The sequence below is a fragment of the Phocaeicola faecicola genome (assembly GCF_013618865.1).
Lineage (GTDB): Bacteria > Bacteroidota > Bacteroidia > Bacteroidales > Bacteroidaceae > Phocaeicola > Phocaeicola faecicola.
In genome coordinates this window covers 1-14,896 of the sequence record NZ_JABSOE010000021.1, presented here as the reverse complement: position 1 = coordinate 14,896, position 14,896 = coordinate 1, and the positions used below count along the sequence as shown (strand labels likewise).

9 protein-coding genes and 2 tRNA genes are annotated in these 14,896 nt (G+C 47.2%); 2 read left to right on the top strand and 9 right to left on the bottom strand.

Annotated elements, in window-relative coordinates:
* Positions 1-77: 77 nt before the first annotated feature.
* The 9 genes from H3001_RS07540 to H3001_RS07500 form a co-directional block, all read right to left on the bottom strand.
* On the bottom strand, positions 78-1,358 hold the full coding sequence (locus H3001_RS07540) for a histidine-type phosphatase (protein WP_181214574.1): 1,281 nt from the start codon (positions 1,356-1,358) through the stop codon (positions 78-80).
* A gap of 5 nt (positions 1,359-1,363) precedes the next feature.
* Positions 1,364-3,043: a RagB/SusD family nutrient uptake outer membrane protein gene (locus H3001_RS07535; RefSeq protein WP_181214573.1), complete on the bottom strand. Its 1,680-nt coding sequence runs from the start codon at positions 3,041-3,043 to the stop codon at positions 1,364-1,366.
* Positions 3,044-3,062: 19 nt separating this feature from the next.
* Positions 3,063-6,035 (bottom strand): SusC/RagA family TonB-linked outer membrane protein, encoded by a 2,973-nt coding sequence (locus tag H3001_RS07530; protein WP_181214572.1) that lies wholly within the window; start codon positions 6,033-6,035, stop codon positions 3,063-3,065.
* A gap of 509 nt (positions 6,036-6,544) precedes the next feature.
* On the bottom strand, positions 6,545-8,173 hold the full coding sequence (locus H3001_RS07525) for a DUF6377 domain-containing protein (RefSeq protein WP_181214571.1): 1,629 nt from the start codon (positions 8,171-8,173) through the stop codon (positions 6,545-6,547).
* A 335-nt stretch (positions 8,174-8,508) separates the two neighbouring features.
* Positions 8,509-9,702 carry a pyridoxal phosphate-dependent aminotransferase gene (locus H3001_RS07520; RefSeq protein WP_181214570.1) on the bottom strand — a complete coding sequence of 398 codons (1,194 nt, stop codon included), beginning with the start codon at positions 9,700-9,702 and terminating at the stop codon, positions 8,509-8,511.
* Between the two features lie 73 nt (positions 9,703-9,775).
* Complete coding sequence (locus H3001_RS07515; protein WP_181214569.1) at positions 9,776-10,477, bottom strand: Bax inhibitor-1/YccA family protein; 702 nt, start codon at positions 10,475-10,477, stop codon at positions 9,776-9,778.
* Positions 10,478-10,546: 69 nt separating this feature from the next.
* Positions 10,547-11,761 (bottom strand): bifunctional 3,4-dihydroxy-2-butanone-4-phosphate synthase/GTP cyclohydrolase II, encoded by a 1,215-nt coding sequence (locus H3001_RS07510; RefSeq protein WP_181214568.1) that lies wholly within the window; start codon positions 11,759-11,761, stop codon positions 10,547-10,549.
* 8 nt (positions 11,762-11,769) lie between these two features.
* The gene (locus tag H3001_RS07505) at positions 11,770-13,674 is read right to left on the bottom strand and encodes an LptF/LptG family permease (RefSeq protein WP_181214567.1); all 1,905 of its coding nucleotides are present in this window, start codon (positions 13,672-13,674) and stop codon (positions 11,770-11,772) included.
* Positions 13,675-13,760: 86 nt separating this feature from the next.
* Entirely contained in the window at positions 13,761-14,141 is a 381-nt protein-coding gene (locus H3001_RS07500; protein ID WP_181214566.1) for an START-like domain-containing protein, read from the bottom strand.
* Positions 14,142-14,485: 344 nt separating this feature from the next.
* Here H3001_RS07500 and H3001_RS07495 point away from each other — a divergent pair.
* Positions 14,486-14,559, top strand: a tRNA-Met gene (locus H3001_RS07495).
* A 55-nt stretch (positions 14,560-14,614) separates the two neighbouring features.
* Positions 14,615-14,688: transfer RNA gene (locus H3001_RS07490), tRNA-Met, on the top strand.
* The last annotated feature ends 208 nt before the right edge of the window (positions 14,689-14,896 follow it).

Here is a 14,896-nt window from a genome sequence, read left to right as displayed (position 1 = left end):
ATAATATGTATATAAGACATGAACGAGATTCCTCCGGATGGAGACCATCCGGGAAATCTCATGATAGATAGAGAGGTCTATTCGGTTAAGATTTGTTCGTAGTATTTTCTGACCTTTTCCCAGGAATAATACGGATAGGTATCCGTTTCGACCGGAATGCGGGCTTCTTTTTCGTTCAGCAGGAATTTCACCAGAATGTCTTTGTCGGAATCTTTCTTTTTGTAGAAGATTATCTGGATGTTTCCTGCCATGGGAACAATCTTATAGTCGGACCAGACTTTGTAGACTTCTTCCGGCTGGCTGACCGCTACGTTGCAGTCGTTCAGGCGGAGTATGGCTGCCAGTGGAATCACGTTGCCGTCGTGTCCGAAACGGAGCGTAGAAGCGATGGACGGATCCTTGATGGCTTCGTCTGCACTGTCGAGGATGTTTTTCAACAAGGATTTTGCATTGGCTACCACGATGCCTTTGCCGTCTGCATGGTTGGCATTACCCACGTAAAAACGGTAGTTGATGCACTGCCACAGGTCGAACAGTTCTTCCTTTTCGAACAAATCATAGAAGGATACCTGTGTCTCCACGTCCTGCATACCGCTGGTAATCCAGTACAGGCCCCACATCAGGTTGTGCGGGTTGACCTGCTTGCGGATGAACTCGGCACTGCTGAACAGGCTGTGAGTCAGACGTTCGGGCTTGGTATGTTCTTTTTCAAACTTCCGGTATTCTTCGGCCCAGGGACCGGTCTGGTCGGAAGTAAATCTGTTCGATTCATCGGTATGGAAGTTCAGGTAGTCCATGTATTTGGGACTTGCCTCGTACGAGATGGACAGTTTGGGATTCAGCTCTTTCAGCTTGTCGCCAAATGCCGCCATGCTCATTGCACAGCGCAATACAATGGTAGACCGTGCCGAAATCTTCCGGTTATCGGTAAATACTTCCGGATAAGAGAGGAACATTCTTTCGGCAATGCCTTGATGCTGGCGTACGCCTAACGGAGTCAGGTCGCTTCCGCGTCCTTCCACTTCTTTCCACAACAGCTGCAGTCTCTTCAGTACGTCTTCGCCCAAAGCAGTCAGTGCCTGTTGTTCCTTTCCTTTCTCAAACAAATCGATGATCCATTTGTAGTCGGCATCCGCAATCAGGTATCTCGAACCGTGACGTCCGTAATGACTGATGTAAAAAGGCTTATACCCTTTAGGGGCCTTTGTCTGAGCCTGTATCTCGGATACAGGATACGCATAATATACTCCCGCAGTCTTACGGATATCATCAAACATTTCCTGCCGGGTAGTCTGTCCGGAGAGGGGCAGACCGGCCAGCAGCATGAGGGCTGTGATAAAATAATTTCTAGATTTCATAGCAGTTAATATCCTTTATTTTGGATGAGGGTAGGATTGTTGACCATTTCACTTTCCGGAATCGGGAAAAGGACGTATTTATCGTCTACATCTCCTCCGGTACGTATTCCGTCCTTCCAGTCCCAGTTGTGGTTCTTGGTATATTTTCCAAAGCGGATCAGGTCGGTTCTTCTGACAAGCTCACTGGCCAGTTCGCGCTGGCGTTCAGCAAGGATGAAGTCCAGGTTGAGTTCAGATTCCTGAATTCTTCCGGATACATCCGAGCGTATGCCTGCCTGTGCATAGTTGTCCGACATATAGGCACGTTCACGGATTTCGTTGACATAACCCAGGGCTGCACCCTGTGGGGCATTGGCTCCGCGGAGAATGGCTTCAGCAGCCATCAGGTAAGCGTCTCCGGTACGGAACAGCGGGAAATCGATGGAAGTATAGGTATCTCCGGCTGCACAGAGCTGGTCGTCCTTGGTGACGTTTCTCCATTTGATGTATCCGTATCCGCGGGTAAAGGTACTGGTCATTGCCATGTTTTCATCCCAGGTTTCTTTTACCTGTCCCGGAAGTGCTGTCATGAACTGTGCCCGTTTGTCTTTTTTCTGGTTGCCCCATGTATCTTCTGTGTCAAACATGACATCGTCGGCATCGAAGGCATCTACCAGAGTGGTCTTTGCACGGACGTTGCCCCATCCTCTTGAACCGACACCGGTCTGGTAAAGTTCATCCATCGGACCGTTGACAAAGGCTTTTACGAAGAAGTTGGTACCTGCTGAACTCTGTGCATACTGTCCGTCCTGTACCAGCGGCCATATGATTTCGCTGCAGGTTTCGTTGTCGGCAAGGAAAATCTGGCGGTAGTCGCGAGCAAGCGGATAATGTCCGTCGTCGATGACCTTCTTGGCATACTCATAAGCTTCCTGATACTTGCTTTCACCGGTCCAAACCTCTGCGTTCAGGTACATACGTGCCCGGAGGAACCAGTTGGCTACACGGTCTACTCTTCCGTATTCATTTTCTCCCGGAGCCACCATGTCGTTTTCAATCTCCTGGAGTTCAGTAAGTGCGAAATTGAAGATGTCTTTTCTGCTCCACTGTGCCGGAATATCCTTTACACCGGTATATTCATCGATGTAAGGAACCGAGCCGAACAGGTCGCACAGCATGGAATAACAGTAAGCACGGATGAAGCGGGCTTCTGCACGGTAATGCAGGTAATCGTCTTTCAGAGCATCCCAGACACCTCTTTCCTGCAGTTTGCTTTCGGTGCATTCACGCAGGATTTCGTTGGTATAGGCAATGGTCATGTACAGACGCTGGTAGGTCCAGGTAATGACAGAAGCGTTTGCCGCATCCCATTGCAGGTTCAGACATTGTCTCAATCCGTTGGAAGTAGAAGGCATCAGGAAGTTGTCGGTATTCTGTTCTTCCAGATAGAACAGCAGACGTACGTATCCGGAATATCCTTCATTGGCACCTTCAAGGTCACCGTCACCTCCGTCTCCACCCTGCTGTCCGGTCTGGATCAGTGAGGCATAACACTTGGCCAATACACCGGTATAGCCTTCTGGGGTACTGTATACTTTTTCGGTCACCAGCTGATTTTCATCCAGCGGCATTGTATTCAGATCACCGAAACAAGAGGATAATGTCAATCCTAAAAATAACGATAAACTGTATAGTAATTTTTTCATGATCTTAATCGTTTTTGAGTTAGAAAGTCAGGTTTGCACTAAATGAATAAGTTCTGGGTCGCGGATATACTTCCCGGTCGATACCGCTGTAGATTTCAGGGTCAAGTCCGGAATATCCAGTAATGACAGCCACGTTCTGCACACCGAAGGTCAACCGCAATGAACTGCTTGTCTTCCAGAGTTTTTCGAAGGTATATCCCAGTGAGATATTGTCGATACGGAAGAAAGAAGCATTTTCCAGGTAGTAGTCTGAATAAAGCTGCTGTGTCTGGAAACCGGTATCACGTGTCACCTTCAGAATGTTGGAGTAGCTTCCCTGGTCGCTGTATACCGACTGCAGATACTGGTCGGCGGCCACATAGTTATAGATATAGTTGCCGAAAGAACCGTGTCCGCTGATTGCAAAATCCCAGTTCTTGTAGCTTACCTGCGTATTGAATCCGAGGTAAGAAGTCGGCAGGGCACTCTTGTCGGTTGCATATCGGGTTTCAGTAGAAGAAACGCTTCCGTCGGGCTGAACGTATTTGCCTTCAATCGGTTTGCCGGCTTCGTCATAGGCCTGTTTGGCCAGATAGAATGTATACGGACGCTTGCCCACCATGAATACCTGTACGGTCTTTCCGGTGTTGGAGATGGAACCAGTCTGGACAAAATTGTTTTCAGAATCAATCATGTTCAGCTTGGTAATTTCCGAGTCGTTCCAGGTGTAGTTGAAACCTACGGTCCAGTTCCAGTCCTTGGTACTTACAGGAACAAAGTTGATAGAGAATTCAGCACCTTTGTTGTCCATCGCACCGATGTTGGTTGTCAGCACCGGAGCATAGTTGGTTCCGGCAATCACATTGATGGTATTCAGCAAGTCTTTTGTATGACGCTGGTAATAATCGAACGAACCATAGATACGGTTATTGAGGAAGCCGAAGTCGATACCGGCATTGTAAGTTGTCGTAGTTTCCCATTTGATATCCGGGTCGTATCCGTTAGGACGGTAAGTACGGTACCAGGTATCTCCGAAAAGATAAGAAGATTCCGGATAAGACACATTGAAGGTAGTCATATACGGATAGTCGTTCAGGATATCCTGCTGTCCGGTCTGTCCATAGCTCAGACGGAGTTTGAGGTCGGTCATTACATCCTGTTCCTTGAAGAAATCCTCTTCACTGATCTTCCATCCCAGAGCTACAGAAGGGAAGTATCCCCAACGGTTGTTGGCCGCAAAACGGGAAGAAGCATCTGCACGCAGGGTAGCAGTAATCATATACCGGTTGTTGAACGTATAGTTCAGACGGCCATACAGTGACAACAGGTAATATTCAGTCTCATAGTGTGTCGGAGAGAACAGTTCTTCTCCTTCCGGAGAAAGGGTAGTCGTATTGTATTTTCTCCAGAAATGCTGCCATCCGTATCCTCCCATGAAATTGAAACTGTGCTTTTCGCCCAAGTCGGGAGTATAAGTACCGTAGAAATCAAGCAGCGTATTCTTCTTTTCCTGCTTTCCGTCGTATGCCAGTCCCGTACCGTCTTTCATGTTAGACGTATACATCATACCTGCCAGGTTAGGCACATCCTTGTCTTCTTTGCTGGAAAGAATATCATATCCCATGTTCAGGGTAAACTGAAGGTCTTCGAATCCATGCACCTGATAATTGATGTTCGCATTTCCGATGGAACGCAGGATGGCTGTATTGTCTTTCTGCAGTTCCAGCTGAGCGACCGGATTATCGGTCTGGATAGCCATCGGTGAGTTTCCGTTCATCCAGATGAAATATCCCAGTCCCGGATCGGTTGAGGCTGTGCTGCTTCCGGTCTTTACCGGACGGGTCGGATCGTATCTGAGGGCATTGCCTACTACACTGTCGTCTACTTTGTCATTGCTTTCGTACGACATCTTCAGGTTCAGGTCGATACTCAAATGCTTGTCGAAGAACTTAGGAGAGATACCTCCGTTGAATGTCACACGCTGATAATCATTGTTGCGGATGATACCGGCCTGGTTGGTATATCCGATAGAAGCACGGAACGGAGTTGTTTCCTTGATTTTTCCTGATACCGACAGGTTGTGTTCCTGTGAGAATGCATTTCGGTAGATTTCATCCTGCCAGTCGGTAGAAGCCGTACCGAAAGAAGGGTTGGAAGGAACTCCTGTTACTGTCGGTACAAATTCCTTGAACTCTTCGGCATCGAGTACTTCCAGTCGTTTCGCTGTCGTACTCATGGCCAGGTTGAGCGAGTAATTTACCTGCGGTTTGCTGCTGGTTCCTTTCTTGGTAGTGATGACAATGACACCATTGGATGCACGGGAACCATAGATGGCAGTGGCCGAAGCATCCTTAAGGATGGTGAATGTTTCGATATCGTTAGGGTTGATGGCACCGATGACATTACCTCCACCTTCGATGGTTGAGTTATCTACCGGTACTCCGTCGATGACAATCAGCGGGTCGTTTGAAGCAGAGAGTGAGGCACCGCTACGGATACGGATAGTAGCGCTGGAACCGGGAGCTCCCGAACCGGCCACTACGTTCACACCGGACATTTTTCCGACCAGCGCATCCTGAGCAGTGGTCTGCATTCCTTTGTTGAATTCATCGGGTTTGATGGCAGTTACCGAACCGGTTGCATCCGATTTTTTTACGGTACCGTATCCGATAACCACTACTTCATCCAGCAGTTCGGTATCTTCTTTCAACACAATCTGGAGCAAGTTGGCAGATACCGGTAATTCCACTTCCTTATAACCGATGTATCCGATGCGGAGCACGGCTTTTTTGTCGGCCACCTTCAATGTGAAGTTTCCATCATAATCCGTGATGGTTCCGGTAGTGGTTCCTATCACAATAATGTTGGCTCCGATAATCGGTTCACCGGTCGGGTCAGCTACGTGACCTTTTACAATCAAGTCTTGTGCGTGTACATGAACGCAAAACAATAAGGCAGACAGCAGGACTCCCATCAGCCTTACTAAACTTCTGTGTGTCTTTTTTTGTTTCATAATTGATTTTTTGAGTTTGTTGATACAAAGGTATAGTTGGGATATTTCATTTGTTTTACAAATACGGCCTTACAATATCAGAGTAAATTATTATAAATGTAACCTATTGAAAAATAAATGTTTAATATGAAATTTCTGCGTTTTTGAGTAACTGTATTATAAAGACAAACGGGCAATATCCGTTACGGTTTCATGCGTGTTTCCGATAAAAGGTGTTCGGTACTTGTTCAAATTATCCGATTTATGCCGAAGAAAGGCAATGCCCTGCATGAAGGGGTGAATGGAAGATGATTTGTGTTTTCATTTTATATCTGTTTTTAGTATTTAGGCGCAACCGGTATTGTGTGTTCCTTATCGAACTGATGCGAATTTACACAGAGTACATCGGTTTTTGATGTAAAGAAGGGGGAGAGTAAGTATAAATGATGAGGCAGGCGGGTTATTCTATTGAAATTCAATAGAATAACCCGCCTGATTGTAAGACGAGAGTAATATTTGAGTAAGTCTTTTTACAAGTATTGGAGCTGCGCAATCAGGTCCTTTTTTTCCGGAAGCGCCTTGTTGCGCATTTTCATTCTATAATTATATACGGTCTGAAGGGAATAATGCAGGAAACTGGCGATTTTGGCATTGTCCTGGATGCCCAGCCGCATCAGTGCATAGATACGGAGTTCGGGAGTCAGCAAGTCACCTTCCTTGGGCTGGATGCGCTCTTCCGGCCGGAGCAGGGCATTGAAGTTTTCCACGAAATCAGGGAAGATGTTCAGGAAAATCGTATCAAACTTATGGATGAAATCCTTGAAGTCGTCGGACGAATTCTGCTGCTCGCTGATGAACTTCGACAGATCGGCTATGCGTCCGTTGCTGGCAATCCGGTTCAGTCCCTTATACAGCGTATTCTGTTTCTTGATGTATTCCGAGCATACATTAAACAGCAGGCCGATATATTCTTCCTGGATGTGTTCCTTCTCCTTTATCTGCTCATTCATGGCCATCAGATTGTCCGACAGTTCCCTCAGGTGCTGGTTCTGGCTCTTTAAGGCATTTTGTGCCTCCTCCAGTTTGTTGGTCCGCTTCTTCAGCAGCACGAACGCAGTGACCAGCAGAATGATCAGTACCGACAAGATGGAGATGAATGCCCGGAACTGCCGCACATTCTTTTTCACCCGGACTTCATTGGCGGTGCTGATAATAGGAAGATAGGTCAGAATATCTGTGAACCGGTACTTGGCATGTCCTGCGTTGATGTCTTCGAGGGCACATAAAATGTAACTGTAAGCCCGTTCCACATCTCCCTCATAGAAGAGCAGGATGGCCAGGTTCTGCAAGGACATGTATACTTTCTTGGCATTTTTCAGGTCGGTCAGCGACGAAAGAATCAGGTAATGCTTGGCGCTGGCCGTGTCTTTCTGCATCAGATAGAGGTTGGCAATGTCGAATTCCAGACTCGCTTTGTCGGGTTCCAGACTGTCGGGTTGTGTTTCCTTGTAAAACTTCTCCAGCAGTTGTATGGCGCCCACCGTATCCCCCTGTGAAAGATTGTGTTTATATAAATTGGAAATATAGCCGTAGGTTCCCGGAGGATTCACCTCCATTGCATCCTTCTGGTAGACCAGCTGTTGGTTTTTCAGCATGTGATGGTTGTCCTTGCCGTATACATCGTTCGATATGGACAGCGAAATGGCCTGTCTCAGGTAATGAAAATAGCTGGTCCGGTATACCGTAGAGTCGAAAGATATTTTTTTCAGTTCCTCAAACGCCGCATGATAATTGCCCGATTTATACAGTGCGTCGGCATTGTTCATCAGCGCCTCTTCCTGACATTCCTCATCCAGCTGTCGGGACAGTTCCAGCCGGAGCTGGGCAATCTCCCGTGCCTTGTTCACCCGATACGAGCGATAGATGTCGAACAGTTCTCCCAGTACCTCAAAGCGTGTCTTTACCTCCGACCTCGGAGTATAGCTGAGCACTTTATTCAGCTTATCGATCTTTTCTTCTATTGCCTGATCGTATTTGCTGTGTTCCTTAATTACGTTGTCCAGTTCCTCCAGCAGTTTTTGATCTTCAGACTTCGAAGAGGAACATCCCATCAGAAAGACAGAAAGGATAAGCAGGATAAAGGATAGTATCTTTTTCATTGTTGAAAAATCAGGATTTGGTTAATCGAGTGTAAAGATAAGAAAATAACCTGAATGATTCCCTGTTTTTAAAGAAGAGTGTAGCTGTTTTTGGGGAGAAATGGAATACTTTATCAGGAATTCTCGTAGATAAATGCTTTTTTGTAAGTTGGGAGAAATGCCGGAGAGATGTTATCTGAAAGGAGATATAATACGCAAGGCTGACCGTTTCCTGTAGTCTGCGGACCGGCTCTTTCAGTCGGAAGCGGGTACATGAAAACAGAAAACCTGTACCGGCAAGTCTGTCGCAGGACATCCTTGTACCGGTACAGGTTTCCGTAATATATCAGTCTTGATTATTTCAAGCGTGCCAGTGTTTCCTTGATGCGGCGCATTGCTTCTACGATGTTTTCGTCAGAAGTAGCGTAGCTCATACGGATGCATTCAGGCGCACCGAATGAAGTACCGCCTACGCAAGCCACGTGTCCGACTTCCAGCAAGTACATAGCCAGGTCGTCTGCGTTGTTGATTACGCGGTCGCCGTCTTTCTTGCCGAAGAAAGAATCACATTTCGGGAACAGGTAGAAAGCACCCTGAGGGAAGTTGACTTCGAATCCAGGGATTTCCTTTGCCAGCTTGACAATCAGGTTGCGGCGGCGTTCGAATGCCTGACGCATTTCCTCTACCGGAGCCTGAGTGCCGGTATAAGCGGCTTCAGCAGCTTTCTGAGAAACAGAGCATGGACCAGAAGTATACTGTCCCTGCAGTTTGTTTACTCCTTTTACAATCCATTCCGGTCCGGCGATGAAACCGATACGCCATCCGGTCATGGCATATGCCTTTGACACACCGTTTACAATCACTACACGGTCTTTGATTTCAGCAAACTGTGCGATGCTTTGGTGCTTGCCGATGTAGTTGATGTGTTCGTAGATTTCGTCTGCAATGACAATCACACGTTCGTGCTTAGCCAGTACCTCAGCCAGTCCGGCCAGTTCTTCCTTGCTGTATACAGAACCGGTAGGGTTAGACGGAGAGCAGAGAATCAGGGCACGTGTGTTCGGAGTGATGGCAGCTTCCAACTGTGCCGGAGTGATCTTGAAATCCTGTTCGATACCTGCACGTACGATTACCGGAGTACCTTCGGCCAGTTTCACCATTTCCGGATAGCTCACCCAGTAAGGAGCCGGAACAATTACTTCATCGCCTTTGTTGACGAGGGCCATGATGGTATTACATACAGACTGCTTCGCACCGTTTGCGCAGCTGATCTGTGCGGCGGTATATTCCAGACCGTTTTCGTTTTTAAGTTTTGCTACAATCGCGTTGCGCAAAGCCGGATATCCGGCAACAGGTGAATAGCGTGAGAAGTTGTCATCGATAGCTTTCTTGGCAGCTTCCTTAATGTGGTCAGGAGTATTAAAATCTGGTTCTCCTACACTCAGGTTGATCACATCCACACCTTGTGCTTTAAGTTCACTACTTTTCTGAGACATAGCCAATGTTGCCGACGGGGACAGGCTATTCAAACGATCTGAAAGTTGATTCATGGTTGTTGTCTTATTTTAGTTTGAAATTTTTTGCAAAATAAGTTATTTTCTTTTAGATATAAAAGCGTTTTCCTTACTTTCTGTCACCAAGGATTCTCAGCAGATAAAGGAAGAGATTGATGAAATCCAGGTACAAAGTCATGGCACCCAGCAGGGCGATTTTCTGTGTGGTTTCATTGATTTCCACTCCGTCCTGCATCAGAAGGCGTTTGATTTTCTGTGAATCGTATGCCGTGAGGCCCACGAAGAGCAGGACACCGATGTACGAGATAATCATTTCCATCATCGAGTTCTGGAGGAAGATGTTGACCAGTGAGGCAATGATGATACCGATGATTCCCATGAAGCACAGGCTGCCGAGCCGTGTCAGGTCTTTCTTAGTGACATATCCGAAGAGAGCCATGACTCCGAAAGTACCTGCCGTTACAAAGAAAGTAGTGGCAATGGAACTCATGGTATAGATCAGGAAGATCATTGACAGGGTAGCTCCGTTCAGTATGGAGTAAAGGATGAACAGCAGGGTCGCCGAAGTAAATGAGATTCTGTGGATGCGTGCCGACAGGTACCATACCACTCCCAGTTCGGCAATCAGGATTCCCCAGAACAGCAGGGAGTTCTGCATGATCATGGAAAGCAGTGTCATCGACTTGGCCATGTACATGGCTACTGCTCCGGTGATGACCAGGGCAAGTGTCATCCAGGTGTATACGTTGCGGAAAAGTACCGACTGAGCCGTTTTTTCCGCCAGATTTCTTGTAAGATTGTTCGTTTCCATAAGTTGATTTTATAAAAATCTCCTGTCCGGACAGAGAATATCGGAACGGACAGGAGAGCTGTTTCTGTTTTATTTATTGAAATGCAAGGTATGACCCATGCGGTCTTTCTTCGTGTGGAGGTATCTTTCGTTGTACGGATTCGGAGTCGTTTCAATAGGTACATTCTCCGTAATTTCCAGTCCGTAAGCTTCCAGACCCACGCGTTTCACCGGATTGTTGGTCAGCAGGCGCATTTTGTGGATACCGATTTCACGCAGAATCTGCGCTCCTACACCGTAATCCCGTTCGTCGGCCTCGTGACCCAGGCAGATGTTGGCATCTACCGTATCCATACCTTCTTCCTGAAGCTTGTAAGCCTTCATCTTTTCCATCAGTCCGATGCCTCTTCCTTCCTGGTTCAGGTAGATGATGGCTCCCTTTCCTTCTTTTTCAATGATTTCCATTGCCTTATGCAACTGTTCTCCGCAGTCGCAACGCATGGATCCGAAGATATCTCCGGTAGCACACGATGAGTGCACGCGTACCAGCACCGGCTCATCTTCCTTGAATTCGCCCTTGATCAGTGCGATGTGTTCCAGACCGTTGCTCTTCTGGCGGAACGGAATCAGACGGAAATGTCCGTGTTCGGTAGGCATGTCCACTTCCACACCTTTCTCTACCAGTGTCTCGTGTTTCAGGCGGTAAGCAATCAGGTCGGCGATAGAAATCAGTTTCAGTCCGAACTCATCGGCCATTCTGCGCAGTTCCGGCAGGCGGGCCATGGTTCCGTCTTCGTTCATGATTTCCATCAGTGCGGCAGCCGGATACAGTCCTGCCAGTCTGGCGAGGTCGATACTTGCTTCAGTATGGCCGGCACGGCGCAGAACCCCCTTGTCCTGGGCATACAGCGGGTTGATGTGTCCCGGACGTCCGAAAGTTTCCGGACGAGAGTTCGGATCGGCCAAGGCACGGATGGTAGCCGCACGGTCGGCAGCCGAAACACCTGTGGTACAGCCTTCCAGCTTATCGATGGTAATGGTAAACGGAGTACCCAGGATAGAAGTATTGGTTGTAACCTGATGCGGAAGGTCGAGTTCCTTACAGCGTGATATAGTAATCGGAGCACAAAGTACCCCTCTGGCATGCTTCAGCATGAAGTTAACCTTTTCTGGAGTAATCAATTCTGCTGCGATTATCAGGTCGCCTTCGTTTTCGCGGTCTTCATCATCTACAACCACTACAAACTCTCCCTTGCGGAAATCCTCAATCGCCTCTTCAATAGTGTTTAATTTGATCTTGTCCATAACGTGATTTATTGTAAATATAATTGTTCTTTATTTATTTGTGCAATAATTGTCTCATTGGTCTTAATGATTACCTTCAGGTCTTTTTCAAGGCGGAGACGGTATCTCCAGATATTGAAATACACCACCAGTCCCACCGGCAGGATGATTCCGAAAAGCAGGTTCAGCCAGCGGTTGTCGAACAGGCTCTTGTGGGCCTTGGTGGAAAGGAACGGATAGCTGTTCATGGCGTTGAGCAGAATCGCGTCTTTCGAGTTGGACAACTCTTCGATGGCGGTTTCCAGCTGCTGACTGATGTCGGCCACGGCATCGTCGTGCTTGTTGTTGGTAAAGATCTGAATATAGTTGGGCACACTCCTCAGACGGTGTGTGTCGAGGTAGTTCTGGCAGGCCAGACTGATCTGTGCCAGGACTTCACGGTTCTTGGCATAGTTGGGACTGTGGATAATTACCTCTTTCTTGAAGATGTGGCGCGACTGGCGTATGCCCAGTATCTTGCGGAAGAAGGCCACATAGACGTCGATGTTGAATACTACCGAGTCCTTGTTCGACTTATAGGTAAAGAAGGCTCCCAGCGGTGCCAGTACGATGGTACTCATCCAGGTTCCCAGTACGATGTTCATTTCCCCACTTTTCGCCACACGGGTCGCTCCCGAGTCGATGATATAGTATACCACGAAAATCAGTACCGAAAGGACAACCGGCATACCCAGTCCACCCTTGCGGATGATGGCTCCCAGCGGTGCTCCGATGAAGAAGAAACAGATGCAGGCCAGTGAAAGCGTGATTTTCTTGTGCCAGTCGGAACGGTGCGAGCGGATGTCGTCGTCGGTGGTCTGTGTCATGAAGCTCTTCATGCTCCAGTCGGAAGCCAGAGAAGACACCCGGTTCCCGGTCGTTGAAACCGTTTTCAGTCTTTCGTCCGAGGCCATGGCATTATAGATACTGTCGGTGTTGATGACCGTCAGATGCTGTTCCACCAGCTTCAGCGAATCGGCCCGGTTGGTAATCGGAGACTTGTAAGTGGTATTCATGATTTCGGTGTGCATGGCGCGGCCCACACTGTCGGCATGGTGCACCAGTGAGTCTATGGCCACTGCTATCTCGTTCATGTTCTTGATGTCGGAACGGCGGTCGAGGAAACTTCCGTCCACCATGTTGAATTCCGAACTGAACTGAATCAGGGTATGCTTTTCCTTGAAGGACTCCCGGCGGTAAGGGACATTTTTTGAAATGACCGACTGCGATTTCAGGTTCTCAAACTGCTCTCCGTTGTACAGGTGCAGGTAAAGATGCTGCTTGTCGGCCGTCAGTTCCAGCTTGCCTTCCTCTGCCCAAATGATATGGGCATTTTCAAATCCGTCGGAAAAATTGTAAATCAGTACATCCTTCAGGATACCGGTCTTCCGGTCCTTCTGCTTGACATAGATGTTGTATCCGTCGATGTCACTGTAGAACACCCCTTCCGGAATATCCACTTCCGGCGATTTCTGTTTCATGGAAACCAGCAAGGTCCAAAGCTGCTTTTGCGCCTTCGGACCGATTACGTTCTGGAAGAAGAAGGACATTCCTCCCAGGAAGATGCAGAAGAGTACAATGGGGCGGATGATACGCAGCAGGGGAATTCCCGCCGCCTTCATGGACAGAAGCTCATACCGCTCTCCGAAGTTTCCGAAGGTCATCAGGGCTGCCAGCAGGATGGCCAGCGGCAGTGACAGCGGAATCAGGGTCAGTCCCGAATAAAAGAAAAACTGTGCAAGCACATTGATTTCCAGACCTTTTCCAACCAGCTCATCTACATATCTCCACAAAAACTGCATCATGAAGATAAACAGGCAGATGAAAAATGTTCCGGCAAAGAGCAGTAAGAAACTCTTCAGTACGAATATATCAAGTTTTTTTATGCGTAGCATTCCTTAAAATCATGTAATCATTTTCAATATGCAAAAGTAGCATAAAAAATGAAGTGAAACATGATGTTTTGTATATTTTTAATGTTTTATACTCCGCAGACTCTTCGTAAAACTTCGATTTGTGAATTCCAGAGATTGATGACGTCAGTCTCTTCTTCCGGGTCGGCAAAATCGGTTATTTCCAGCAGGTGTTCGTTGGTAAGTTCGTTATAATTGATTTTGAACTCGAAATAAGTCTTGGGTTCTTCGTCTTCCCAGTGGAAACGGATGAAGTATTCCGACCGGTAGTTGATGATGGCAGCATTCCGGGTTTCGGTTTTTCCCCATTTGAATATGTAGGTCTTTGCGTTTTTGGAGACGTCATCGGCAAACCATCGCTGCAGACCGGAAGGGGTACTGACGGCATTCCAGACTACGTTGCCTGAAGCCGAATTTAACGGATATTCTATGCGTATTTTTCTTTTCATATTGATTGATATTAAGATAACGGGCGGCAAGATAGAAAGTTTTTTTGAATTAGATGCAAAAAATAATGGCTTAATTTTTCAAGATTTTCCGGGAATTTCTCTGCTGCGGCATGTCCGGTAATGCAAAGGGTGGCTTTAGTTCTTGTGGTACAGTGTATTATGACAGATGAAGAGCCCGGAGAAGGTTGTGATGTAAAATAAAAAGAATATAAGAACCTTCTGTGGCAGATGGGCGAAAACCCCGTAATCTGACGCTTGAAACATCAAAATAAAAATATTTTTTGCCCGAATGCTTGCATAATTAAAAAACATGTTTTACCTTTGCACCCGCAATCGAGAATGATGGCGGGATAGCTCAGCTGGTTAGAGCGCATGATTCATAATCATGAGGTCCCCGGTTCAATCCCGGGTCCCGCTACTGATTTAAAGATTTGGCCGTTAGGTGGCTTCCACGCCTGGCGGTTTTTTAAGATGGCGGGATAGCTCAGCTGGTTAGAGCGCATGATTCATAATCATGAGGTCCCCGGTTCAATCCCGGGTCCCGCTACATGTTGAAAAAGACATTTAAGAAATCTTCTTAAATGTCTTTTTTTTATTTGTACCCGCCGCAGAAAGTCAGAAGTGGCTGGGCTCAGTTTGAAAATTTGGGGGGTTAGGTTAAAAACCTTAATTTTGCGTCATGAAGCAAAAAGAGAAAATCCCCGTTAGTCCTTTAGAGTTGTTGAGCCTTTTCCTTCCAGTAGGCATGCTCGAGT

Excerpts from the sequence above, each read along its gene's own strand:
- H3001_RS07505 (WP_181214567.1), bottom strand. The coding sequence starts at position 13,674 with ATGCTACGCATAAAAAAACTTGATATATTCGTACTGAAGAGTTTCTTA.
- H3001_RS07510 (WP_181214568.1), bottom strand. The coding sequence starts at position 11,761 with ATGGACAAGATCAAATTAAACACTATTGAAGAGGCGATTGAGGATTTC.
- H3001_RS07535 (WP_181214573.1), bottom strand. The coding sequence starts at position 3,043 with ATGAAAAAATTACTATACAGTTTATCGTTATTTTTAGGATTGACATTA.
- H3001_RS07525 (WP_181214571.1), bottom strand. The coding sequence starts at position 8,173 with ATGAAAAAGATACTATCCTTTATCCTGCTTATCCTTTCTGTCTTTCTG.
- H3001_RS07540 (WP_181214574.1), bottom strand. The coding sequence starts at position 1,358 with ATGAAATCTAGAAATTATTTTATCACAGCCCTCATGCTGCTGGCCGGT.
- H3001_RS07515 (WP_181214569.1), bottom strand. The coding sequence starts at position 10,477 with ATGGAAACGAACAATCTTACAAGAAATCTGGCGGAAAAAACGGCTCAG.
- H3001_RS07530 (WP_181214572.1), bottom strand. The coding sequence starts at position 6,035 with ATGAAACAAAAAAAGACACACAGAAGTTTAGTAAGGCTGATGGGAGTC.
- H3001_RS07520 (WP_181214570.1), bottom strand. The coding sequence starts at position 9,702 with ATGAATCAACTTTCAGATCGTTTGAATAGCCTGTCCCCGTCGGCAACA.
- H3001_RS07500 (WP_181214566.1), bottom strand. The coding sequence starts at position 14,141 with ATGAAAAGAAAAATACGCATAGAATATCCGTTAAATTCGGCTTCAGGC.